Origin of the sequence: Vibrio sagamiensis NBRC 104589 (assembly GCF_007990935.1) — a bacterium.
GTDB classification, from domain to species: Bacteria; Pseudomonadota; Gammaproteobacteria; order Enterobacterales; family Vibrionaceae; genus Vibrio; species Vibrio sagamiensis.
The window spans coordinates 41,141-64,492 of sequence record NZ_BJXJ01000002.1 but is presented as its reverse complement, the minus strand read 5'-3'; the positions used below and the strand labels follow the sequence as shown (position 1 = coordinate 64,492).

The following is a 23,352-nucleotide window of genomic DNA, read 5'->3' as shown; positions in this document are numbered from 1 at the left end:
AGGTGATATGGATGTGGTGGTTTATGCACCAGCATCAATTGGTAATGTAAGCGTTGGTTTTGATGTATTAGGAGCGGCAGTTTCTCCCATTGATGGCTCTTTATTGGGAGATAGGGTACGTGTGAAAGCAGGCAGTGAGTCTTTCCGGTTAAACACTGCAGGCAAATTTGTTGATAAGCTACCCAAGGAACCAAAAGAAAATATTGTCTATGATTGCTGGCTGGTGTTTGCACGTGAGCTGAAAAAAAAGGGTGTGGAACTCAAGCCGCTAGAAATGACACTAGAAAAAAACATGCCGATTGGTTCTGGCTTGGGCTCGAGTGCATGTTCTATCGTGGCTGCTCTTGATGCACTGAATCGCTTTCATGGACAAGTGTTAAGTGAAACGGAACTATTAGCACTAATGGGAGAGATGGAAGGTAAGATCTCTGGCGGTGTTCACTATGATAATGTGGCGCCTTGCTATCTCGGCGGTGTGCAATTAATCCTCGAAGAGTTGGGTGTGATAAGTCAAGAAGTCCCCGGCTTTGATGATTGGTACTGGGTGATGGCGTATCCAGGTATTAAGGTCTCAACCGCGGAGGCTCGTGAGATCCTTCCGGCACAATATCGTCGACAAGATATCATTGCGCATGGTCGTCACCTTGCAGGCTTTATTCATGCGTGTCATTCTGGCCAACCAGAGCTCGCTGCCAAAATGATTAAAGACGTGATCGCAGAACCTTATCGTGAGAAATTATTGCCAGGTTTTGCCGACGCTCGTCAATATGCCACCTCTGCAGGTGCCCTTGCTACTGGGATCTCTGGTAGTGGTCCGACGCTGTTTAGTATCTGTAAAGAAAAAGACGTTGCTGAGCGAGTGGCTCGCTGGTTAGAGCAGAATTATGTACAAAATGAACAAGGATTCGTCCATGTTTGTCGTCTAGATAAACAAGGATCAAAAGTAACAGGAAGTGAGCTATGAAGCTTTACAATATAAAAGAAAATGATGAACAAGTTTCCTTTGGCCAAGCCGTTCGCCAAGGGTTAGGTCGTAACCAAGGTCTATTTTTTCCTGCGGAATTACCTGTATTTGAAAATATTGATGCATTACTTGCAGAAGACTTTGTTTCTCGCAGTACCAAGATTTTGTCAGCATTGATTGGTGATGAGTTAGCACAAGAACAGGTGAATGCTCTCGTTGACGCCGCATTCCAATTTCCGGCTCCCATTCGCCCGGTGAAAGAAGGCATTTATGCACTAGAGCTATTCCACGGGCCAACCCTTGCGTTTAAAGACTTTGGTGGCCGCTTTATGGCGCAATCCCTTGCGGCAGTTTCGGACGGTGGCAAAATCACAATTCTGACAGCGACGTCTGGGGATACTGGTGCTGCTGTTGCTCATGCTTTTTACGGCATGGAAGATATCAATGTTGTGATTCTTTATCCAAAAGGCAAAATCAGTCCACTGCAAGAGAAGCTGTTCTGTACATTAGGCAAAAACATTCACACGGTGGCGATTAACGGTGATTTTGATGCTTGTCAGGCGCTGGTTAAACAGGCTTTTGATGATGGCGCACTGCGTGAAGAGATCGGCTTAAACTCCGCCAACTCAATCAATATTAGCCGCTTAATGGCACAAATCTGCTATTACTTTGAAGCCGCCGCGCAAATGAGTAAACAACAGCGTGAAAATTTAGTGGTTTCGGTTCCAAGTGGTAACTTTGGTAATTTAACCGCAGGTCTTCTGGCAAAAGCATTGGGCTTGCCCATTAAGCGCTTTATTGCCGCTACGAATGCTAATGACACTGTGCCACGTTACTTAGAAACCGGTCAATGGGAGCCAAAACCAACTGTCGCGACGACTTCTAATGCTATGGATGTCAGTCAGCCTAATAACTGGCCTCGAATCGAAGAGCTGTGTCGAGTGAAAGAGTGGGGCTTAGAAACGCTAGGTAAAGGTGCTGTTTCAGATCAGCAAAGTGCTCAGTCAGTGAAAGATTTGTATGCATTGGGCTATCTATGTGAACCACATGGTGCGATAGCATACCGTGTACTAGAAGAGCAATTGCAAGAGGATGAAACAGGCTTATTCTTGTGTACAGCGCATCCGGCGAAATTCAAAGAAGTGGTGGATGATATTCTGCAAACGGACATCGAGCTTCCAGCTCCACTTGCGAAACATGCTACGATGGAATTGCTATCTGAAAATCTAGATGCAGATTTTCAAGCACTGAAATCAGTGTTACGTCGAGTGCAATAGCCAGTTAGTGGTGTGCGATCACCGTTGCTTAACTGCCAGCTGTGTGGTTTAACTACCCGTTGGGTGAGGCAGCAACAAACTTCGCTGATGAATGAAAGTGAAAATGAAAACTGGAACCTCTACTTTTCTTTTTCATATGAACCATGATAAAAAACGGCGCTTACACAGCGCCGTTTATGGTATTTAAGTCTCTGTTAAGGTGACTCAAATCATCTAACTTATAAAGACTCAGTAAAGGTACGAGCGATTACGTCACGTTGTTGCTCTGGAGTGAGCGAGTTGAAACGTACAGCGTAGCCAGAAACACGAATAGTCAACTGAGGGTAGTTTTCAGGGTGTGCAACAGCATCTTCTAGTGTTTCACGCTTAAGAACGTTGACGTTCAAGTGTTGTCCACCTTCAATACGAGGTGCTGTTTCAATGGCTACTTCGCGGCTTTCGTATTCACCTAGATCACTGATAGTGATTACTTGCTCGTTTTCATAGATTGTTGATCCAGCTACACAACGCGCTTCGTTCTTTTCGCTATCAATTAGCCAGATCGAGTTTAATAGATTGTCATTCGCTGCTTTTGTAATTTGAATACCTCGGATCATCACTCTCTCCTAGATCATCTAATGGTCGTTGTTGATGTTTATTTTTGAACAGTCGCTGAGCGGTTTATTATATAGTTAATATCCCTAAGATCTGTATTGACTTGGATCAAGCAATAACCAAACAGCATGCTTTTGAATAGGGGAACTCATTGCTTCAAATTAAACGACCGTCAAAGAATAACAAGGGCATGAACATTGTCCTGTAACTTTCATTTGAATGAAATGCCAATATCTTAAGGTAAGTTTTTGTTTGTTTGATTATTAATCGTTAGAATGAAGACAAATCATACTTTTAGGAATGAACCATGCTTGATTCTCTAACTTGGCACGATGTGATTGGCCATGAAAAACAACAATCGTATTTTGTTGACACCATAAACTTCGTTGAAGCAGAACGAAAAGCGGGTAAAGTCGTATTTCCTCCAGCAAAAGATATCTTTAATGCTTTTAGACTGACAGAATTTAAAGATGTTAAAGTCGTTATCTTAGGTCAAGATCCTTATCATGGACCTGATCAGGCTCACGGTTTATGCTTCTCTGTACTTCCAGGTATCAAAACACCCCCTTCATTAGCTAATATGTACAAAGAGTTAGCACAAGATATTGAAGGTTTTCAGATTCCAGTCCATGGCTTTTTACAACATTGGGCTGAGCAAGGGGTTTTACTGTTAAATACTGTGTTAACCGTTGAGCAAGGAAAAGCACATTCACACTCTAAGACAGGGTGGGAGACATTCACAGACCGTGTCATTGAAGCGATTAATCAACATCAGCAAGGGGTTGTATTCTTGTTATGGGGCGCACATGCTCAAAAGAAAGGTCAGTTTATTGATCGATCTCGACATCATGTGTTAACGGCGCCACATCCTTCACCATTATCTGCCCATCGTGGCTTTCTGGGTTGTAAGCATTTTTCTCAGACTAACCAACTTCTTATTCAACAAGGTAAAACAATAATTGACTGGCACCTTACTGCTACACCTTAAATAATCTAAGCTTGTACTGATTTGCAAGACAGAGAGGGAGAAAAAGCTTATATCTCCCCTACATTTTTATGCCCTTTTGTGTTTTCGGCAACATGTTGGGCTTTTTTATTAAGTCAAATATATTTTTATAACTTGATATCTTCTAGGTTAATGTCATAACTTGCATCGAGTTCTTGCAGTTCTTTGAGTAAATTACGTCGGTCATTTATGGCTTCAATTTCTCGCCACTTACGTTTGATGGATTTTGTTCGTATTTTCGGTTTAAATGAGATATCAAGATCAAATATATTGTTGAGTTGAAAGCCTTCCATAAGCCACCTATATCCTAATTAAATTGAATAAATTCTTCTATCGAGCTTTAAGTATCATACTCATTGGAATAATAGCTATAATATATTTCTCATTTGTGTCGAAAAGATGACACTTTTGTTCGTATTACATAATGGGTATCACATTCTGTATGGTGTTTGGGCTTAAAAATAGCCCGACGGGCTCACAAAAATGATTAAATACTATTATCTACTATGTTAATGAGATGAGATGGTTTTTACTTAATTTTTAAGAGTGATTTTACTCACTATAATTCAATGTCATCTGAGTCCAATAATGAATCTATGTAATGTCGATTATATGAGTGAAATCCTTGTAATTACTTGCTTTGTCTCGGTTAATTACCAATGGTTTTTATAGAGTTCGTAACAAATAAATATCTCAATTTAATGGTACATATGTTGCAATATGTACTATCTAATGTTATTTGGTATGTTAACTTTTAGTGATGTTATAGTGAAATATTTTAGTGGTCAGTGTGTTGGTGCATATTGATTTTTACTTGTTGAAGCTGCATTATCCGCCAGTCAAAAATACGCTGGTACATAAAATGGATTCATGGAATAACATTTACGATTCTAGATTGTCCTATAAAGTATTATTCATAAGCTAATACACTTTGACAATTAGCTTACAATCTAGTGGATAACATGGAAGTAAAAACCAGCGCCAATCTTTGAGGAACACATGACAGACTTAATCGACTTAATCAATTTGATGAACGACCTCCTTTGGGGATCGATTCTGGTTTATCTCCTTGTAGGTGTAGGAATATATTTCACGGTTCGTTTGGGTTTTATCCAGTTCCGTCATTTTGGCCACATGTTCACGGTACTTAAAAACAGTCGTAAAACAGACAATGCTGGTATTTCTTCTTTTCAAGCACTTTGTACTAGCCTTGCTGCCCGTGTAGGAACGGGAAATATGGCCGGTGTTGCTGTTGCTCTGACAGCAGGTGGTCCTGGCGCAGTTTTTTGGATGTGGTTGATTGCCATGCTTGGTATGGCGACTTCTTTTGCAGAAAGTACACTCGCACAGCTATACAAAACTAAAGATTCTGAAGGTAACTATCGTGGTGGACCTGCTTTCTATATGGAAAAAGGGTTAGGAATGCGTTGGATGGGAATACTGTTCTCTATCTTCTTAATCATCGCTTTTGGATTAGTATTTAATGCTGTTCAAGCTAATTCTATTGCCAACGCAATGCACAATGCATTTGGTTGGGACTCTCTTTATGTGGGTCTTGCCGTTGTTGCAATTTCTTCGGTTGTAATTTTCGGTGGTATTAAGCGCATTGCTAAAGTTGCAGAGTTGGTTGTGCCAATTATGGCTTTGGCTTACCTTGCTTTGGCACTATTCATCATGTTCTCTAACCTAGAGAAGCTACCAGATGTCTTGATGCTAATATTTAAGAGTGCTTTCGGTTTACAAGAAGCGGCAGCGGGTGGTTTGGGCTATGCGATTGCGCAAGCAATGATAAATGGTATCAAGCGTGGCCTTTTCTCTAACGAAGCGGGTATGGGTTCAGCACCTAATGCGGCTGCTTCTGCGACGCCTTATCCACCACACCCAGCATCACAGGGATACGTACAAATGCTTGGTGTTTTTATGGATACTATCGTTATTTGTTCTGCAACGGTTGCAATTATCTTGATGTCAGGTGAATACGTTGGGCAAGCCACTGAGGTGACAGGCATTGAGTTGACTCAACGAGCATTAAGCTCTCAAGTCGGTGATTGGGGCTCAATTTTTGTTGCGGTTGCGATCTTTTTCTTTGCATTTACATCAATTATTGCAAATTACTCGTATGCAGAGACGAACCTTATTTTCTTGGAGCAAAAAAATAAAGCAAGCTTGAATGTTTTCCGTATCATTGTCCTAGGTATGGTGATGTTTGGTGCACTAGCTTCGCTACCAGTGGTATGGTCACTTGCTGATGTTTCTATGGGCCTAATGGCAATAGTAAACTTAGTTGCTATTCTACTCTTGTCTGGTATCGTGATTAAGCTAGCAAAAGACTATAACCGCCAGCTGAGTGAAGGTAAGGTTCCGACATTTAATGCTGATGACTTCCCTGAGCTGAAATCTCAGTTAGAAGAAGGCATTTGGGATCATAGTAAAAAAGAACAGTAATTGTATGAGGTTTTAGGCACTCTAATAATTGCTGAAAGCTATCAACACAATTTAAAAAGCCATGCAGACAATGCATGGCTTTTTTTGTACTCTAATGGAAAATAAAATTAGGGAAGTGAAAGTCATGCTTATCGTAGTTTCTCCGGCAAAAACACTTGATTACGAATCACCGCTTGTGACTGAGAAGTTTACTCAGCCAGATCTAATCAATTATTCAAAAGCACTGATCAAAGTGTGTCGCGAATTGACGCCTGCCGATGTGGCCGCATTAATGAAAGTCAGTGATAAGATCGCTGACTTGAACGTAGGGCGCTTTCAGGAGTGGAGTGAGACTTTCACTACTGAAAACTCACGTCAAGCGATTCTGGCTTTTAAAGGTGATGTGTATACAGGTTTAGAAGCGGAAACCCTTTCTGATACTGATTTTGACTATGCACAAGATCATCTGCGCATGTTGTCAGGCCTTTATGGTTTACTTAAACCGCTTGATCTTATGCAGCCTTACCGTCTTGAAATGGGTACAAAACTGGCCAACGACAAAGGCAGTAACCTGTATCAGTTTTGGGGTAATGTGATCACTGATAAGCTTAATGAAGCGATTGCAGCTCAAGGTGACAATGTGTTGATTAATCTTGCTTCGAATGAATATTTTAAAGCGGTAAAAGTAAAGAATTTAGATGCGCAAGTGATCACACCGATCTTTAAAGATTGTAAAAACGGTCAGTACAAGGTTATCAGTTTTTATGCGAAAAAAGCACGTGGCATGATGGTACGCTACATCATAGAAAATCGTATTGAAAGTGTTGCAGACCTGACCAAATTTGATACGGCGGGTTACTATTTTGTAGAAGAAGAGTCTACTCCTACAGATTTAGTTTTCAAGCGTGAAGAGCAGAGCTGATGATTCGCCAAGCTGCATAAATCAAACTAAGCCGGGGTTATCTCCGGTTTTTATGCCGGTTAATTTGAAGATCGAGAAAAACTACCTATCTATCAGCTGTAATCAATTTATATAAAAAAGAGCCGCTCCAGCGGCTCTTTTGGTAGAAATCAGAGAAAGTTACTTTTTCTTAATCACTTTCTTTTTGGTCGTTTTCTTTTTGTCGTCTTTTTTCTTTTTCTTCTTAAACACTGGCTTTTTGTGTTTAGGACGCATTTCTTTGACAAACCTTTCTTTGATATCTTCTTTTACGTATCGGGCAACACGATCGAGCATAGGTTGGTCGTGTGCTTCTATAATTGAGATCGCATTGCCTTTATTACCAGCACGCGCAGTACGGCCGATACGATGAAGGTAAACGTCAGCAGTACGTGGCATGTCGTAGTTGATAACGTGTGAGACATTCGGTAAGTCAATACCACGTGCAGCGACATCTGTTGCAAGTAAAACGTTAACAGTACCTTCACGAAAACGAGTTATTGCATTGTTACGACGGTCTTGCGGCATTTCACCCTGAATCCAAGAACATGAGATTTGAGCACTTTCAAGTTGAGCGCGAAGTTCAGCTAAACGTTCACGAGTTTTCAAAAATACAATGGTGCGTTCTGCTTGTTGGGTAATGATGTGCTTTAACAGCTCAAGTTTATGTTCAGCGTTATCAGCTCGATGATACCATTGTGCGATTTTTTTACGTTCACGTAATGGTGATTTTGCATCGATTTCCGCAGGCTCATTGAGTAGGTCTGCTGTGAAGCCTTCTACCCCTTTGCCTTCTAAAGTAGCTGAGAAAAGTAATGTTTGCTTACGCCAACGACATTCAGATGAAAGGCGATCCACCGTTGGAGCAAAGCCCATGTCGAGCATACGATCGGCTTCATCAAGAATTAGCCACTCAATGGCACGACAATCAAAGCGCTCAGCATCGATGTATTCACGGAGACGACCTGGTGTTGCGACGACGATATCTTGCGTGGTGGCAAGGATGTCAGCATGCTCTTGGTACTGGACACCACCAGTAATGGTAAAAATATTCAGCTTGGTATTTTTGGCCAGTGCGCGTGCTTGATCTGCAATTTGCATCGCGAGTTCACGTGTTGGTGTTAAGATCAGAATTCTTGCAGGTCCAGGCTTCCTGCGTGGAAAATCTTGCAAATATTGCAGAGCAGGCAGAACGAAAGCGGCGGTCTTACCGGTTCCGGTGGGTGCGGATGCCAAAATATCACGCCCATCTAATGCTTGTGGAATTGCTTCCGCTTGAATTTTAGTAGGGCGTTCGTAGCCCATTTCTTCAATGGCTTCAAGTAGGTTTTGGTCTAGATCAAGTTCAGCAAAGGTTCTGATCACAATGAGTTCTCCACAAGCAAAGCTTGGTTAATGGGTTCGCAAAAGCAGCATAGAATATAAAATGGTTGTGCATTATAGAGTGATTGGTGATAAGGATCACATCTTATTTCACATCTTCAGATAAAACTCGTGGGTTAACTGGATAAAGTCTGCACCGTAGCCTGTATCTGTTTGGATAATGAGTTGTGTCTCGTCAGTGTCACAAGCGTGTTTGGTTAACTCAATTAATAAACGATGAACTGGTTTTTTGATTGAAGGTTGCACGCGACAAAGGCGTGACAAATGCCATCCTTGAGCCCGAGCCATGTTAATAAATTGGTTGCCTTCGGTTATAGGCAGGACAAAATTTGCTTTGCCGTCATCTAATAATAACTGATAACAACGATGGAGCAGCTGGCTGTGAGGAAGCGTCTCAGCATGACGAGCAATGGCACGCTGGCTTCGCTGAGCGGATTGCCCGGTATTGAAGTAGGGTGGGTTACAAATAATTGTTGAAAAACGATGCTTGGGCTCAAAACTCAAGACATCCCTATGAAGAATCGTAATGCGCTCTGTCCAAGGTGAATGAGAGCAGTTTAATCTGGCAGCGTCAATGGCAATGGGTTCGATATCTAAAGCGGTGATGTGACTTTCTGGAAAGCGCTGTGCACACATTAAAGTCAGTAAACCTGTCCCTGTCCCAATATCGAGTATATGACCGTTATCGGCACACTGTACCCATGCACCAAGCATGACGCCATCGGTACTGACTGGCATACCGCTGTTTCCTGCTTGAATAGTAAATTGTTTAAAACTGAAGCTTTTGTTTTTATGCACTGGTTTCTTCATGATTATTTTATATTTCACCGATAATATAGGTTATTACTCTGATGTTAATTTATTGTGTGGATATTTGTATTATTGGTTGCTAGATTGTATATGGTTTTGGTTAGTATAAAGAACTGGCCTGTTTTTTATTTGCAGTGAAATTCACTGCTTTGTTGTTCTGAATGTAAATTAATATGGTGTTTTTTTCTTAGAGGTTGCCAAATGATGAGTCTTTAGTCATTATTCGGCATTACTTATAGATTGAACCACGTCGTATCCATTTACTTTTGGTATACAAAAAGTGGTCGATGCATACACAACATTCATTAAATTAGATAAAGGGTTATCTGTGAAGCAGACGTTAAAACTAACAGATATTATCGCAGTCGGCTTTATGCTGTTTGCGTTCTTTTTGGGAGCAGGCAATATCATTTTTCCACCGCTAGCAGGTCAGCTAGCAGGAGAAAACTTGTTGCCTGCTATGTCAGGTTTCTTATTAACAGCAGTAGGTCTTCCTCTTATTACCATCGTTGCTATTGCTGTTGCTGGTGGAACGTGGGATCACCTAACTAAAGATTTACCGCAGAAAGTTTCAGTACTGATGGCGGCATTGATCTTCGTAATTATTGGCCCCGCATTTGCGGCACCTCGTACAGCTCTTGTTGCTTATGAGACGGCAGTGAGTCCTTTCTTTGCTGGTGCAGATCAAAACTACCTGACTGTATTCTCGATTATATTCTTTGTTGTTGCCATGCTTTTTGCTTGGTTCCAAGGACGTATGATTGATCTTATTGGTAAGATACTAACCCCTGTTCTTTGCATTAGCTTAGTTTCTCTGTCGATTGCTGTCTTGATTGATCCTCAAGGTCAACTTATGCCAGCACGTGGGGAATACCTTACTCAGCCATTGACCAAAGGCTTTTTGGAAGGTTACAACACCATGGATACCTTTGCATCATTGATGTTTGGTATGTTGATGGTGGATGCTCTTCGTAGCAAAGGTATTACAGAGCGCAGAGCGACAACAAAATACTTAATTCTAGCGGGCTGTATTGCTGCTGCTGGGCTGGCTTTTGTTTACATTTCACTATTCTATCTTGGTGCGACTAGCTCAACGATCGCGTTAGGAGCAGATGGTGGCAGCGCTATTCTGAGCCTATATGTCCAAGCGTTGTTTGGTTCATACGGTCAAATCGTACTTTCTATCATTGTTTTATTGGCGTGTCTAACCACCGCAATTGGTTTAGTATCGGCATGTTCAGACTTCTTTAGTTCTAAAACGTCTATCTCTTACAAGCATTGGGTGATTATTAATGGCTCACTGTGTGCTTTAGTGGCAAATGTCGGTTTGAATCAATTAATCACGCTGTCTGTCCCAGTGCTTTTCGCTCTTTATCCTGTTGCAATCGCTCTAGTTGCGTTGACATTTCTACGTAATAAATTGCCAAATCCTGAGATGGCATACCGTTGCGTGTTATTAGTTTCTTTCTTATTCGCTTTAATTGATGCGGCTAAGGTTGCAGGCTTTAATATGTCTAAACTTGATATGATTCCGTTATCGAGTTATGGCATGGGTTGGGTGCTGCCTACGTTAGTTGCAATCATTGCTATGTTCTTTGTTGCTAAGCCATCTGAAGATAGGTTGAAGAAAGTTGACCCATCTGAAGTAAGGTTAAAGAAAAAGTGGACAAAGAATTCCAAGGTCGCTGAATAATAAAAAAGCCCGAAGTGAAGACTTCGGGCTTTTTAGTGTTGGTGAGAGCGCGATTTGAGGAGCTTGCTATAGCGTGTCGTGGAACTCAACTAAGACCTGCTCACACCATTGCTCAATTCTTTCGTCACTCAGTTCATATTGAGAATCTTCATCTAAGGCTAACCCTACGAACTGTTTACCGTCTTCAGTGAGCGCTTTAGACGCCTCAAATTGATAGCCTTGATTCGGCCAGTAGCCAATAAACTTAGCGCCTGTTATTTGCAGCTCATCATGCAAGAGACCCATGGCATCTAAATACCATTCGCCATACCCCTCTTGGTCACCAAGACCAAATAGTGCAACGACCTTGTTTTTTAACGGTGTGGTGGCGATATCTTGCCAAATCTCATTCCAATCTTCTTGAATCTCGCCAAAATCCCAAGTGGAGATGCCGAGTAGGAGCAGGTCGTAGTCAGCCATCAGCGATAAAGATGCTTCCTTCACATTGTGAATATCGACAAGATCGGCGCCAATGATATTGCGAATTTTCTCGGCTGCCATTTCGGTATAGCAAGTGGTGGAGCCGTAAAAGAGTCCAATTTTCATTTATTCATCACTTTCATATTGCTGTTATGGTCGATTCTAACCATAAATTGGAGAAAGTTGCAGCGTATATATGAATTGGAGTGATTTTTTATGGTATTGCTTTGGTTGGTGCCTTAATCTTACACGATAAGTGAAGCCAAGTGATGTTATCGATTAGAAACACGATTTGGGTCTGTTGAATAGTTAAACGGATAAGGAAAGATGTATGACTTCACAGCCTGTGGTCAATCAACAAGATTTAGCCATTATTGAACGGTTCTTAGATTCGGTTTGGATGGAGCGTGGCTTATCTGAAAATACCATGGCATCTTACCGAAACGATACCGTAAAATTACTTATTTGGATGGAAGAGAACAATTATCGACTCGACTTCATTAGCTTATCAGGTCTACAAGAATTTCAAAATTACCTGATGGATAATGATTATAAACAAACATCACGAGCGAGGATGATGTCGGCGATTCGAAGTCTTTTCCAATACTTACACCGTGAAAAAATGCGTGTAGACGATCCCAGTGCATTGCTCGTCAACCCTAAGTTACCCAAGCGATTACCTAAAGATATCTCAGAAGAGGATGTGGAAGCTTTGCTCAATGCGCCAGATCCAAATGATGCGATTGAACTGCGTGATAAAGCAATGTTGGAGTTGCTCTATGCGACAGGACTTCGTGTTACGGAATTGGTCAGTTTGACGATGGAAAACATCAGCTTGCGTCAAGGTGTGGTGAGGATTATTGGTAAAGGTGGCAAAGAACGACTAGTGCCTATGGGCGAGAATGCCATTGATTGGGTTGAACAATTTATACAGCAGGGGCGACCAACACTGTTAGGCGAGACGACCTCAGACGTTGTTTTTCCTAGTAGGCGCGCCAGACAAATGACACGACAAACATTTTGGCACCGTATTAAGTACTATGCTGTTATAGCGGATATCGATACGGATAATCTGTCTCCACATGTCTTACGTCATGCTTTTGCGACGCATTTATTGAACTATGGGGCAGATCTAAGAGTCGTACAGATGTTGTTAGGACATAGTGACTTATCGACAACACAAATTTATACTCATGTAGCGACTGAGCGACTCAAGCAGATCCACAGTCAGCATCACCCAAGAGCATAATGATGACCGCTGCCTCAGTAGCCCATTTACAATAACAATTTATTTTAAGGTGAATTTAATGAGCGTATTACGCCGACTAACTTTAATGTCTTTACCGCTTCTCATTAGCGCCTGTGGTGCTGAAGAAGAAAAAGTAACCACAGAAGCGCCTGTCCAGCAAGCTGCACCAGCGGCGAAACAAACGTCAGATCAATCTGAACTTAGAACCCAACTTTCTAAGTTAGGTGTATCTATTTTGAACATTCAGCCATCCGATATAGACGGATTAATGGAAGTTCAAACTAACGGTGGAGTGCTTTTTTCATCGCCAGACGGCAAACATTTTATCGCAGGTACACTTTACGCGCTGGATGAAAATGGTGCTTACAAAGATGTTCTTGCTGAGCGTCAAGCGCCGATTAATGCAGAAAAGATCACTAAGTTTTCCGATTCTGTTATCGAATACAAAGCTGACAACGAGAAATACGTTGTAACGGTTTTCACTGACATCACTTGTGGCTACTGTGTTCGTCTACACAACCAGATGCAAGGATATAATGATTTAGGTATCACAGTGCGTTATATGGCTTATCCTCGTCAGGGTGCAACAGGTTCTGTTGCTGAGCAAATGGCAACAATCTGGTGTGCTGAAGATCCGAAATCTGCGATCCATAATGCTAAAGTCGATCGTAAATTCGACACGCCAAGTAAAGATCTTGAGCAATGTAAGCAGACGATTCAATCTCATTACCAACTGGGTCAAGAGCTAGGTATTTCTGGTACTCCAGCGATTTTCTTGCCAAGTGGTGAATTGGTTGGCGGCTTCTTACCACCAGCACAACTGATCAAGCGCTTAGAACAAAAATAATCCTTTAAGGAGTAGAGCCAGTTCAACGACTGGCTCTCTTACAATATGATAGAAATTCAACGACGCCCTGAAGCGGACCTCTCTCTTCTTCCTGACTCCATTTCTCCGCTTTTAAAACGTGTTTATATCAATCGTGGTATTCACGATATTAAGCAGCTTGAAACTTCCGCACGTGGTTTGCACTCTTACCAAAAACTTGGTGGTATTGAGCGAGCGGTAGAACTTTTGTTTCAGGCAATTAATCAACAGCAACGAATTATCGTGATTGGCGATTTTGACGCTGATGGTGCAACGAGCTCAGCCTTATCGGTTTTGGCACTGCGTATGCTGGGTAGTCGTAATGTCGATTACCTTGTCCCTAATCGCTTTGAAGACGGTTACGGTCTGAGCCCAGAGGTGGTAGATCAAGCCTTGGAACTCGGTGCTGAAATGATCATGACCGTTGATAATGGTGTGTCCTCTATTGAAGGCGTTCGCTACGCAAAAGACAACGGGATTACCGTCTTGGTTACTGACCACCACTTACCCGGTCAGGTTTTACCTGATGTAGATGCGATGGTAAACCCCAATTTAGACACTTGTACTTTCCCTTCGAAAGCATTAGCAGGCGTGGGTGTTGCGTTTTATCTAATGATGGCTTTGTGCGTACATATGCGTCAGAAAAATTGGTTTACACAGCAAGGGATGCAAGAGCCTAAATTAATGGAATTGATTGACCTGGTTGCGCTTGGTACTGTCGCAGATGTGGTGCCATTGGATGAAAATAACCGTATTTTGGTACACCAAGGCTTACAGCGCATCCGAGCAGGTAAAGCTCGCCCGGGGATTCAAGCATTAATTGAAATCGCCAAGCGTGATGCACGTCGTTTGGTTGCTGCTGATTTTGGTTTTGCACTTGGGCCGCGCATTAATGCCGCAGGCCGTCTCGATGATATGTCTTTTGGTGTTGAGTTGTTAATGTGCAATAACATCCATGCTGCTCGCCGCATGGCCAGTGAACTTGATGGCTTAAATCAAACTCGTAAAGAGATTGAAGAAGGTATGAAACAAGAAGCGATGGCTTTTTGTGAGCGTCTTCAGTTTGGCGAAAATAGTGAACTCCCATATGGTTTAGCCTTGTTTCAACGAGACTGGCATCAGGGAGTGATTGGCATTTTAGCGTCTCGGATTAAAGATAAGTTTCACCGTCCCGTGATTGCATTTGCGGATGGTGGGGAAGGAACGATTAAAGGCTCTTGCCGTTCTATTCCTGGCCTGCATATGCGTGATGCTTTGGATCTTATCGATACTCAGAACCCTGGTTTAATTATTAAATTTGGTGGTCATGCGATGGCTGCGGGGTTGACGATTAAAGAGCAAGATTTTGACCATTTCAGTCGTTTGTTTGATCAAGTGGTTAAACAAGATCTGGGAGAGCAAGCGCTGCAAGGTATTATTTTATCGGATGGTGAGTTAAAACCAGAAGAGTTTTCTATGCATGTTGCAGAGCAGCTGAGAGCTGGCGGTCCTTTTGGTCAAGCTTTTCCTGAGCCGATCTTTGATGGTGAATTTAAAGTATTACACCAAAAGTTAGTTGGTGAGAAACACCTTAAGTTAATGCTAGAACCTCTGCATAAAGGGCACCCAACTAATGTCATGATTGATGGTATTGCCTTCAATGTTGATTTACGTCGTTGGCCTGATGCTTCAGTGAAGACGGTGCGTCTTGCTTACAAATTAGATGTGAATGAATTCCGAGGTAGTCAGACATTACAGCTCATGATCGAGCATATTGAAGCTAAATAGTCTCCGGATCACTGTCAGTGATATAGAGTGTGACGCCGATGAAACGGTAATTGTCGAACGCTATTTTTGGTAAGAGCTAGAACGAACTACCTTCTACTGAAAAGGAATCTGGCTTCTTGCCGAAATTTTCCTGTATCTCTATCACATTTTTCAGTAGAATTTCTCGGTTAAATTCTACTCTAAAGTGTTGAGCCAACATGTTTGAAATTAATCCAATAAAAAACCGTCTTCAGGACGTGTCTGAGCGCACGAATGTCCTGAGGGGGTATCTTTGACTATGACGCCAAAAAAGAGCGTCTAGAAGAAGTAAACGCAGAACTTGAACAACCGGATGTATGGAACGAACCTGAGCGTGCACAAGCGCTAGGTAAAGAGCGTGCATCACTAGAAGCCGTTGTTGAAACCATTGATCAACTTGAACAAGGCGTAGAAGATGTTGAAGGTCTTCTCGAACTCGCTGTTGAAGAAGAAGATCAAGAAACCTTTGACGAAATCGATCCTGAGCTTGTCGAGTTGGAAAATAAGCTAGAGCAGCTTGAATTCCGCCGTATGTTCTCTGGCGATCATGATAGCTCTGATTGTTACATTGACTTGCAAGCTGGCTCGGGTGGTACAGAAGCTCAAGACTGGACCAACATGCTGCTGCGTATGTATCTACGTTGGGCAGAAGCGAAAGGCTTCAAAACCGAAGTGATCGAAGTCTCTGAGGGCGAGGTTGCTGGCTTAAAAGGTGCAACGGTTAAGATTTCTGGTGAATATGCTTACGGCTGGTTACGTACAGAAACTGGGGTTCACCGTCTTGTTCGTAAATCTCCATTTGATTCGGGCGGCCGTCGTCATACCTCATTCGCTTCTGCGTTTATCTACCCAGAGATTGATGAAAACATTGATATTGATATCAACCCTTCAGACTTACGTATTGACGTTTACCGAGCTTCAGGCGCGGGTGGTCAGCACGTAAACACGACGGAATCAGCAGTACGTATTACCCACGTTCCAACCAATACGGTCGTGCAATGTCAAAATGATCGTTCTCAGCACAAAAACAAAGATCAAGCAATGAAGCAGCTTAGAGCAAAGCTTTTTGAACTTGAACTGCAAAAACAAAATGCAGAGAAACAAGCCAATGAAGATGCTAAATCTGATATTGGTTGGGGCAGCCAGATTCGCTCTTACGTATTAGATGATTCTCGAATCAAAGACCTCCGTACCGGCATTGAAAACCGTAACACGCAAGCGGTACTTGATGGCGATTTGGATAAATTTATTGAAGCTAGCCTTAAATCTGGGCTATAGCGCTTTTCACCGACAAAACAGGATACATCGAAAATGACTGATGCTGTTCAAAACGACACTGTACAAGAAGCCTCTTCACCTGAAGAAAACAAGCTAATTGCTGAACGCCGCGCAAAACTGGATGAAATCCGTAAGAGCTGCAAAGCTAACGGCCACCCAAATGATTTCCGCCGTGATGCACTAGCGGGCGATCTACAAAAAGAGTTCGGTGAAAAGACGAAAGAAGAGTTAGAAGAACTGAACCACACGGTTGCGATTGCAGGCCGTATTATGGCAAAGCGTGGTCCATTTCTTGTGATTCAAGAAACGTCTGGCCGTATTCAAGCATACGCAGATAAAGCCGTGCAAAAAGTATTGAAAGAGCAATACAACGGTCTTGATATTGGCGATATCATTGGTGTGAAAGGTGCTTTGCATAAGTCAGGTAAAGGCGACCTTTATGTCAACATGGAGCAATATGAACTGTTGACCAAAGCGCTTCGTCCATTGCCAGAAAAATTCCACGGCCTTACTGACCAAGAGATGCGTTACCGTCAACGTTATATCGATCTGATTGTTAATGAAGACTCACGTAATGCATTTGTTGTGCGTTCAAAAGTTATGTCTGCAATCCGTAACTTTATGACGAACAAGCAGTTTATGGAAGTGGAAACGCCAATGATGCATGTGATCCCTGGCGGTGCAAGTGCACGACCATTTATCACTCATCACAACGCGTTAGATATGCCAATGTACTTACGTATAGCGCCTGAGCTTTACTTGAAGCGTCTTGTTGTTGGTGGCTTTGACCGAGTATTTGAAATTAACCGTAACTTCCGTAATGAAGGATTGTCGCCTCGTCACAACCCAGAATTTACGATGATGGAATTCTACATGGCGTATGCAGATTTCAATGATCTTATGGATTTGACGGAAGAAATGCTAAGTTCAGTGGCTCAAGAAGTATTAGGCTCTACGGCGATGCCTTATGGTGATGAAACGGTTGAGTTTGGTGGCACTTACACACGTATGAGTATGTTTGAAGCGATCAAACATTACAATCCAGAGCATACACAGATTCAAGCACTTACAGAAGAAGATTTGCAAAACCGTGATCTTATGGTTGCGATTGCTAAGTCTGTTCATGTTGAAGTGGAAACATTCTGGACATGTGGTCAGCTGCTTGAGGAAATCTTTGGTGAAACCGCAGAGCCAAAACTGATCCAACCAACGTTCATTACGGGCTACCCTGCAGATATCTCACCATTAGCACGTCGCTCAGATGACAACCCATTCTTTACCGATCGCTTTGAGTTTTTCATTGGTGGTCGTGAAGTTGCTAATGGCTTCTCGGAACTCAATGATGCGGAAGACCAAGATGCACGCTTTAAAGCTCAGGTTGAAGCAAAAGAGTCTGGTGATGATGAAGCAATGTTCTACGATGCTGATTACATTACAGCACTAGAGCATGGCCTTCCTCCGACTGCTGGTCAGGGGATTGGTATTGACCGTTTAGTCATGTTGTTGACCAATACTCATACTATTCGTGATGTTATTTTATTCCCTGCGATGAGGCCTCAAGCTTAACATTAAATTGTTGACTATTATTTTAATTAAACCACCTACGGGTGGTTTTTTTATTTTAAATTCGAAAAGTTCATAGGGTTATCATTGCTAATGATAATATTGTAAAATTACTATTGGCTAAATTGTAATTTATTGAGTAGTCTTAATATTGAGACGGTGTAAGACTCCTAATTTCTAGGGATACGTTGAAGCATTGATTCATTTTATTAAAACATTTGATAATAAGGTTCCAATCTTAATTATCTTTTTGCTAGCAACCTCTGGTTTCGAAGTCTGTGATTGCTGTAAGCATGTGATGAAATTGGTTCTTTAAGGTCGCCAAGCTTTTCAATATTGAATAAGGGTTTAGGAATGATAGGGCAGTTTAAAATGGACTCTAAACCAGGCGTTATTATCGTCATCGGAGGCACTCATGCATCATGGTTATCTGTTTTAGAAAAGGCTGGTTGGCAATGTCATCAAGTCGGTGATTTACGTCAAGCAAATATACTATTAGAGAAATTTAGCCCTTGTATTGGTATCGTTGATCTCAGTCATGATGAATTCAGCCTCAATGGTCTGGCTAGTTTGGTTAGTTCTCATAAATATGTACGTTGGCTCGCCTTAATCAAAGAACTGCAACTTAGCAGTGATACCACATGCCAATTTATTGTTAATTTTTGTATTGACTTCTTTACAGACCCAATCCCTGACACACAACTACTTAGTACAATTGGACACCAGCTTGGTATGCTAAAACTTGAAAAAAAAGTTTGTCCGAGTTTGGGGAACCAATCTGATATGGGACTAGTAGGAGAGTCTTATCCTCTTAGGCAATTACGTGAACAAATTAAGCGTATTGCTCCAACTGATGTGGGAGTATTTCTTCATGGTGAAAACGGTGTAGGCAAAGAAACTGTTGCTAGAGCGATCCATAAGGCATCATCTCGAGCACATAAGCCTTTTTTCTCTATCAGTTGCCGTACACTTAATGAAAAACGTTTTCAAATGGAAGTGTTTGGTATCGGCTCAGAAGCCGGAGATGGACCGTGTATTTTAGAGCAGGCAGAAGAAGGAACCGTTCTGTTTAATGATATTTTAATGATATCAAAACAGCAGCAACAGAACCTTCTGAGATTTTTACAAGAAAACAGTATTGAAACCATTGATGGGATAAAAAGTAGTAATGTCCGTATTTTAGTTACTAATGCTTCAGATATTGAAAAAGCCTTATTAGAAGGGGATTTTAATGAGGAACTTTATCATCATATCAGTGTTATGCGAATCAATGTCCCAAGCCTAAAAGAGCGTCCAGATGATATTGGGCTGCTGGCAAACTCTTTCCTAAATGACTTCTCTAAAGAATACCATTCGCAAGCCAAAGGCTTTTCTGAAGATACACTTAAAGCAATGATAAGATATTCATGGCCAGGAAATGTGCGAGAGCTTAACAACCAGATTAGAAGAGCCGTACTCTTGTGTGATGACGTCATAATTCAAGAACATCATATGGATTTACCTAAATGTGAAGAGAGCACACGTAGCTTGAAATCAATTCGCGAAAAGAGTGAGCGGGATGCATTAGTTCTTGTGTTGGAGTCACATAAAGGCCAAGTCTCTAATGCTGCAAAGGAACTTGGTATATCACGAGCAACCATGTATCGATTATTGAATAAGCATGGGTTAATTGATGAGTAGGATAAGCTTCTGATAATTTGAGGGTTGGTTTGTGTTCATTGTTTTTAATATAATAAACTCGTTCAATATTTTATCATTTTTCGCCTAATAAAATTCGATAGCTTATGCATATTCTGGGTGAATGTTTTGGCTTTAATGTATTTCTTTCTGTTATTTCGGTGTATTTGTTCGTTTTTATTAAAACTCATAAAAAAGGTTTGATAATTAGTTATGATTAATTAAAATTTAATTGTAACTCAATAAGTTATATTTCTATTACAGGTTGATTATTAGGAGGTACAAAATGAAATACGATGATTTTAATGTTTTATGTAGTGCTGTATCTCTATCTACTAAGTATTTGATGCTGATTTTAGCCAGTACAACTCACAAAACATAATTAATCCGTAACCTATCTTATTATTTACTGGGCTGCGGAAAGTAGCAGCTTGGTTATCGCCATTATTTCGCTTAATTATGCTCTGCTTTTCCAGTTCAAGGTACCTTTTTGATTTGGAGAAAAACAATGCGCCATTCAATTTATGTAAAGTTAGCAGCCATTCTATTACATGCAGACCTGAAACGTGAGACAAGACAGTGGCAAAGAATGATTCGTCGTCAAAGTTATCATGTGTCAGCACTCAATACTCACTTGTTGAAAGATATCGGTTTAGATTTTGAAGGTCGTTCAAACCGTGCTTATATTCCAGATACGGTGAAAACAGAACGAAAAACGCGTCACCTTCGCAGGGTTTTATCATTACGAATAATGACGTAAACAAGGCCCAAATTAACATGTATTAGTGTATGTGATTAGTTTGGGCATTAAGGCTGACTCAATGAAGTCAGCCTTTTTTCTTTTTTCTCTACTCTCTATTTTTTCTTTTTTCGTCAGTTGTTTGCCTTCCAAGGTGTAAATAGCCGAACATCTTAAGGTTACTTGGATATATTATGGGCAAGGGTTCGAATAGATAGTGCTGATAGTTTGGATCTCACTTAATAATTCCTCACTTAAATGCAGGTCGATACTTTCAATATTTGACTTTAGCTGTTCTAGGTTGGTGGCTCCAATAATATTGGAAGCAACAAATGGGCGTTGATTCACAAAAGCCAAAGCCATTTGAGCAGGATCGATTGCGTACTTATGAGCCAAATCTACATAGGCTTGCGTGGCCTTTAAGCCCTGTTGAGTGAAGTAACGAGCAAAACGTTCCCATTTAGTACAACGAGCATCTTCGGGCTTCATGCCATTGAGGTACTTACCACTTAAGCACCCAAAAGCGAGAGGAGAGTAAGCTAGTAGCTGCGCGCCTTCGTGGTGACTGATTTCTGAGAGTCCGATTTCAAAGCTACGATTAAGTAAATTGTATGGGTTTTGGATCGAAATAATCCTAGGTAAATCATGCTTGTCTGCGAGGTGCAATAATGACATCACGCCCCAAGGGGTTTCATTCGAAACGCCAATATATCGAACTTTCCCTGCTCTAACTAAATCATTGAGAGCTTCTAGAGTTTCTATCAGGGTTACTTCTTCCTGAAGATCTGGGAAAGGATAGTTCAATTGACCGAAACAATTGGTATTGCGCTGAGGCCAATGCAATTGATACAGATCGACATAATCAGTTTGTAAACGTTTTAGACTATCGTCGATTGCAGTATGAATATGGCGGCGATTAAGACTCATATCTGCACGAATATAAGGCACGCCTCTGGGGCCAGAGACTTTCGTGGCGAGTACCACTTTTTCTCGCTTGGCGCTTTTTGACAACCAATGACCAATATATTGTTCAGTGAGTCCTTGTGTGGTTTTGTTGGGGGGGACTGGGTACATTTCAGCGGTATCGATAAAATTGACCCCATGATCTAAAGCGAAATCAAGCTGATGAAAAGCTTGCTGCTCTGTATTTTGTTCTCCGAATGTCATGGTACCAAGACAGATCTTACTAACCTCAAGAGAGGAGTGTTGTAGAGTCGTATATTCCATTTTACATCCTTGAAAGTTCTATTCTTAAAGGGCGAGTATGATTGAAGTTATTGACTATGGACTTCAGAAGCCAAACTTTTTATAGAAATTTATGACTAGGGCAGAGTAGAGTGAAATTAGAGATAGCCAAATAAGTAATTACAATATAGATGTTTTTTATCCATTACTGCAAATGATTCAGAATTTAAATTAGTGATAACTCGAAAGCCGCTAATAACGTGACTATAATTAAAAATCTTGTTATGGAGGTGCGTTATGCAAAAGCATCAACTCGACATGTGGCTACATTGTCAACATAAAGGCTCATATAAGATGCCTAAGGTTTTTGTTATCGGTTGTTCCGATGTCACCAATTATTTATTAGCGGTAGAATACAAACACAAACTTGAACCAATTAAAGACGGGGAAGGTCCCATTCATTTTGGTTCTTTAGAATTGGTTAAGCAAGAATTGCTCAGGCTAGGAATTAATAAAGCCTACTTAAGACTTCATAACGCTTACGATGAGTTTGGTAGTGAAGGAATGGCTTCATACTGTGATATTGAAATGTCATTAGCCAAACATTAATTACGCACCGCTTTTATGTTTAATTAATGAAAATGCACGATCAGTATTTTGTTCAAGAGATTCGAGGCTTTTCATTCTTTTTGCTTGGCAATGAAGTTTTTTCTTAAGATATTTTCAGTAAATTGTGTTCTAAGATAAAAACCTCTGGGTAAAGTCTTTATCGGTTTTCCATTAGAATTGTAAGCTTCGGTGAGAACTTTTGAATTCGCAGCTTTTGGACGAAGATGTAGAGCCTGGCCATGCTTTGCTGAGATTTGTTCAAACTGTCCGAATACGATCATCTCCATTAATTCCTCCCAGTCATTTTTGAGTGTCATTAATTCTTCGTGATCAGGAGACCATATCAGTGGATTACCAACCCGCCTATCAGCAATAGGGATTTCTCGCTCACCTTCAACAGGGATCCATAGTACTTTAGATAGCTTATTACGTACGTGGCTTGTTTCCCAAGTTAGTCCTTGTACACCAGTTAGAGGCGCTACTGAAACAAACGTGGTTTCAAGCGGCTTACCTGCATGACTAATTGGGATGCTTTTTAGCTCTATACCAAGATGAAGGAAATCCTGTTGTGCCTTACTACCTGCTGGAGCACCTAAATGCCATTCAAGTAATTGGCCTACCCAACCTTTATCGCGTTTTAAGTTTTCTGGCACATTCATGCTGGCTTCTTCAGCGAGTTCTGCCAAGGTTAGCCCTGCAAGATCTTGAGCACGAGTGATTAATTCGGTTTCAGATTTTGGTTCTGGTTTCATATCATAGCTGCCTCAGATCTAGAGTTACTATACTAACAAATTTTTATTCATATCTCTGCCAGACTTTTAATCATATTGTTGGTTAAAAGATCCATCCATT

General features: G+C 41.3%; 21 protein-coding genes. 14 read left to right on the top strand and 7 right to left on the bottom strand.

From position 1 onward, the window contains the following. Positions 1-7: 7 nt before the first annotated feature. Positions 8-964, top strand: a complete 957-nt coding sequence (thrB, locus tag VSA01S_RS01500) for a homoserine kinase (RefSeq protein ID WP_033003801.1) — start codon at positions 8-10, stop codon at positions 962-964. Next, entirely contained in the window at positions 961-2,241 is a 1,281-nt protein-coding gene (gene thrC / locus VSA01S_RS01495) for a threonine synthase (protein ID WP_039978891.1), read from the top strand. Before thrB ends, thrC begins: the two co-directional genes overlap by 4 nt. Before the next feature lie 218 nt (positions 2,242-2,459). Here thrC and grcA read toward each other — a convergent pair whose 3' ends face one another. Further along, on the bottom strand, positions 2,460-2,837 hold the full coding sequence (gene grcA, locus VSA01S_RS01490; RefSeq protein WP_039978893.1) for an autonomous glycyl radical cofactor GrcA: 378 nt from the start codon (positions 2,835-2,837) through the stop codon (positions 2,460-2,462). A gap of 305 nt (positions 2,838-3,142) precedes the next feature. Between grcA and ung the strand changes: the two genes are divergently transcribed. Then, positions 3,143-3,823, top strand: a complete 681-nt coding sequence (gene ung, locus VSA01S_RS01485) for a uracil-DNA glycosylase (RefSeq protein WP_039978894.1) — start codon at positions 3,143-3,145, stop codon at positions 3,821-3,823. Between the two features lie 125 nt (positions 3,824-3,948). Here ung and VSA01S_RS01480 read toward each other — a convergent pair whose 3' ends face one another. Next, the gene (locus tag VSA01S_RS01480; protein WP_039978895.1) at positions 3,949-4,134 is read right to left on the bottom strand and encodes a DUF3545 family protein; all 186 of its coding nucleotides are present in this window, start codon (positions 4,132-4,134) and stop codon (positions 3,949-3,951) included. 706 nt (positions 4,135-4,840) lie between these two features. Between VSA01S_RS01480 and VSA01S_RS01475 the strand changes: the two genes are divergently transcribed. Both VSA01S_RS01475 and yaaA read left to right on the top strand, forming a co-directional pair. Further along, a complete protein-coding gene (locus VSA01S_RS01475) occupies positions 4,841-6,286 on the top strand; it encodes an alanine/glycine:cation symporter family protein (RefSeq protein WP_050567252.1) in 1,446 nt (481 codons plus the stop codon). A gap of 124 nt (positions 6,287-6,410) precedes the next feature. Beyond that, positions 6,411-7,187, top strand: a complete 777-nt coding sequence (gene yaaA / locus VSA01S_RS01470; protein WP_039978898.1) for a peroxide stress protein YaaA — start codon at positions 6,411-6,413, stop codon at positions 7,185-7,187. 159 nt (positions 7,188-7,346) lie between these two features. Here yaaA and srmB read toward each other — a convergent pair whose 3' ends face one another. Continuing rightward, entirely contained in the window at positions 7,347-8,570 is a 1,224-nt protein-coding gene (gene srmB / locus VSA01S_RS01465) for an ATP-dependent RNA helicase SrmB (RefSeq protein WP_039978900.1), read from the bottom strand. A gap of 108 nt (positions 8,571-8,678) precedes the next feature. Beyond that, entirely contained in the window at positions 8,679-9,398 is a 720-nt protein-coding gene (locus VSA01S_RS01460) for a tRNA1(Val) (adenine(37)-N6)-methyltransferase (protein WP_039978901.1), read from the bottom strand. 328 nt (positions 9,399-9,726) lie between these two features. On the opposite strand from VSA01S_RS01460, the gene brnQ reads away from it, so the two are divergent. After that, positions 9,727-11,091, top strand: a complete 1,365-nt coding sequence (gene brnQ, locus VSA01S_RS01455; RefSeq protein ID WP_050567253.1) for a branched-chain amino acid transport system II carrier protein — start codon at positions 9,727-9,729, stop codon at positions 11,089-11,091. Positions 11,092-11,157: 66 nt separating this feature from the next. Here the strand turns inward: brnQ and fldB are convergent, their stop codons facing one another. Continuing rightward, a complete protein-coding gene (gene fldB / locus VSA01S_RS01450; protein ID WP_039978903.1) occupies positions 11,158-11,676 on the bottom strand; it encodes a flavodoxin FldB in 519 nt (172 codons plus the stop codon). Positions 11,677-11,881: 205 nt separating this feature from the next. On the opposite strand from fldB, the gene xerD reads away from it, so the two are divergent. The 7 genes from xerD to VSA01S_RS01415 all read left to right on the top strand — a co-directional run bounded on the left by xerD (position 11,882) and on the right by VSA01S_RS01415 (position 20,727). After that, positions 11,882-12,799 (top strand): site-specific tyrosine recombinase XerD, encoded by a 918-nt coding sequence (xerD, locus tag VSA01S_RS01445; protein WP_039978905.1) that lies wholly within the window; start codon positions 11,882-11,884, stop codon positions 12,797-12,799. A 58-nt stretch (positions 12,800-12,857) separates the two neighbouring features. Next, positions 12,858-13,646, top strand: coding sequence for a bifunctional protein-disulfide isomerase/oxidoreductase DsbC (dsbC, locus tag VSA01S_RS01440; protein WP_039978907.1), 789 nt, complete (start codon positions 12,858-12,860; stop codon positions 13,644-13,646). Between the two features lie 45 nt (positions 13,647-13,691). Then, positions 13,692-15,431, top strand: a complete 1,740-nt coding sequence (recJ, locus tag VSA01S_RS01435; RefSeq protein WP_039978909.1) for a single-stranded-DNA-specific exonuclease RecJ — start codon at positions 13,692-13,694, stop codon at positions 15,429-15,431. A gap of 197 nt (positions 15,432-15,628) precedes the next feature. Next, a protein-coding gene (prfB, locus tag VSA01S_RS01430; RefSeq protein ID WP_101903845.1) for a peptide chain release factor 2 occupies positions 15,629-16,727 on the top strand; the annotation gives its coding sequence in 2 pieces (ribosomal slippage) (positions 15,629-15,703 and positions 15,705-16,727; 1,098 coding nt in all). A 33-nt stretch (positions 16,728-16,760) separates the two neighbouring features. Next, positions 16,761-18,293 carry a lysine--tRNA ligase gene (lysS, locus tag VSA01S_RS01425; RefSeq protein WP_039978912.1) on the top strand — a complete coding sequence of 511 codons (1,533 nt, stop codon included), beginning with the start codon at positions 16,761-16,763 and terminating at the stop codon, positions 18,291-18,293. Positions 18,294-18,644: 351 nt separating this feature from the next. Continuing rightward, positions 18,645-19,970, top strand: coding sequence for a sigma-54-dependent transcriptional regulator (locus VSA01S_RS01420; RefSeq protein ID WP_039978914.1), 1,326 nt, complete (start codon positions 18,645-18,647; stop codon positions 19,968-19,970). Positions 19,971-20,475: 505 nt separating this feature from the next. Next, on the top strand, positions 20,476-20,727 hold the full coding sequence (locus VSA01S_RS01415; protein WP_039978916.1) for a hypothetical protein: 252 nt from the start codon (positions 20,476-20,478) through the stop codon (positions 20,725-20,727). Positions 20,728-20,898: 171 nt separating this feature from the next. On the opposite strand, the gene VSA01S_RS01410 is transcribed toward VSA01S_RS01415, so the two are convergent. Continuing rightward, positions 20,899-21,933, bottom strand: coding sequence for an NADP(H)-dependent aldo-keto reductase (locus VSA01S_RS01410; protein ID WP_039978918.1), 1,035 nt, complete (start codon positions 21,931-21,933; stop codon positions 20,899-20,901). 255 nt (positions 21,934-22,188) lie between these two features. On the opposite strand from VSA01S_RS01410, the gene VSA01S_RS01405 reads away from it, so the two are divergent. Next, positions 22,189-22,500, top strand: a complete 312-nt coding sequence (locus tag VSA01S_RS01405) for a DUF6482 family protein (RefSeq protein ID WP_039978920.1) — start codon at positions 22,189-22,191, stop codon at positions 22,498-22,500. Between the two features lie 71 nt (positions 22,501-22,571). Here the strand turns inward: VSA01S_RS01405 and mutH are convergent, their stop codons facing one another. After that, positions 22,572-23,252 carry a DNA mismatch repair endonuclease MutH gene (gene mutH, locus VSA01S_RS01400; RefSeq protein ID WP_039978922.1) on the bottom strand — a complete coding sequence of 227 codons (681 nt, stop codon included), beginning with the start codon at positions 23,250-23,252 and terminating at the stop codon, positions 22,572-22,574. Between the last annotated feature and the right edge of the window lie 100 nt (positions 23,253-23,352).

Coding starts and splice junctions, on each gene's coding strand:
- thrB (WP_033003801.1), top strand. CDS start 8: ATGGATGTGGTGGTTTATGCACCAGCATCAATTGGTAATGTAAGCGTT.
- thrC (WP_039978891.1), top strand. CDS start 961: ATGAAGCTTTACAATATAAAAGAAAATGATGAACAAGTTTCCTTTGGC.
- grcA (WP_039978893.1), bottom strand. CDS start 2,837: ATGATCCGAGGTATTCAAATTACAAAAGCAGCGAATGACAATCTATTA.
- ung (WP_039978894.1), top strand. CDS start 3,143: ATGCTTGATTCTCTAACTTGGCACGATGTGATTGGCCATGAAAAACAA.
- VSA01S_RS01480 (WP_039978895.1), bottom strand. CDS start 4,134: ATGGAAGGCTTTCAACTCAACAATATATTTGATCTTGATATCTCATTT.
- VSA01S_RS01475 (WP_050567252.1), top strand. CDS start 4,841: ATGACAGACTTAATCGACTTAATCAATTTGATGAACGACCTCCTTTGG.
- yaaA (WP_039978898.1), top strand. CDS start 6,411: ATGCTTATCGTAGTTTCTCCGGCAAAAACACTTGATTACGAATCACCG.
- VSA01S_RS01460 (WP_039978901.1), bottom strand. CDS start 9,398: ATGAAGAAACCAGTGCATAAAAACAAAAGCTTCAGTTTTAAACAATTT.
- fldB (WP_039978903.1), bottom strand. CDS start 11,676: ATGAAAATTGGACTCTTTTACGGCTCCACCACTTGCTATACCGAAATG.
- xerD (WP_039978905.1), top strand. CDS start 11,882: ATGACTTCACAGCCTGTGGTCAATCAACAAGATTTAGCCATTATTGAA.
- dsbC (WP_039978907.1), top strand. CDS start 12,858: ATGAGCGTATTACGCCGACTAACTTTAATGTCTTTACCGCTTCTCATT.
- recJ (WP_039978909.1), top strand. CDS start 13,692: ATGATAGAAATTCAACGACGCCCTGAAGCGGACCTCTCTCTTCTTCCT.
- lysS (WP_039978912.1), top strand. CDS start 16,761: ATGACTGATGCTGTTCAAAACGACACTGTACAAGAAGCCTCTTCACCT.
- VSA01S_RS01420 (WP_039978914.1), top strand. CDS start 18,645: ATGATAGGGCAGTTTAAAATGGACTCTAAACCAGGCGTTATTATCGTC.
- VSA01S_RS01415 (WP_039978916.1), top strand. CDS start 20,476: ATGCGCCATTCAATTTATGTAAAGTTAGCAGCCATTCTATTACATGCA.
- VSA01S_RS01410 (WP_039978918.1), bottom strand. CDS start 21,933: ATGGAATATACGACTCTACAACACTCCTCTCTTGAGGTTAGTAAGATC.
- VSA01S_RS01405 (WP_039978920.1), top strand. CDS start 22,189: ATGCAAAAGCATCAACTCGACATGTGGCTACATTGTCAACATAAAGGC.
- mutH (WP_039978922.1), bottom strand. CDS start 23,252: ATGAAACCAGAACCAAAATCTGAAACCGAATTAATCACTCGTGCTCAA.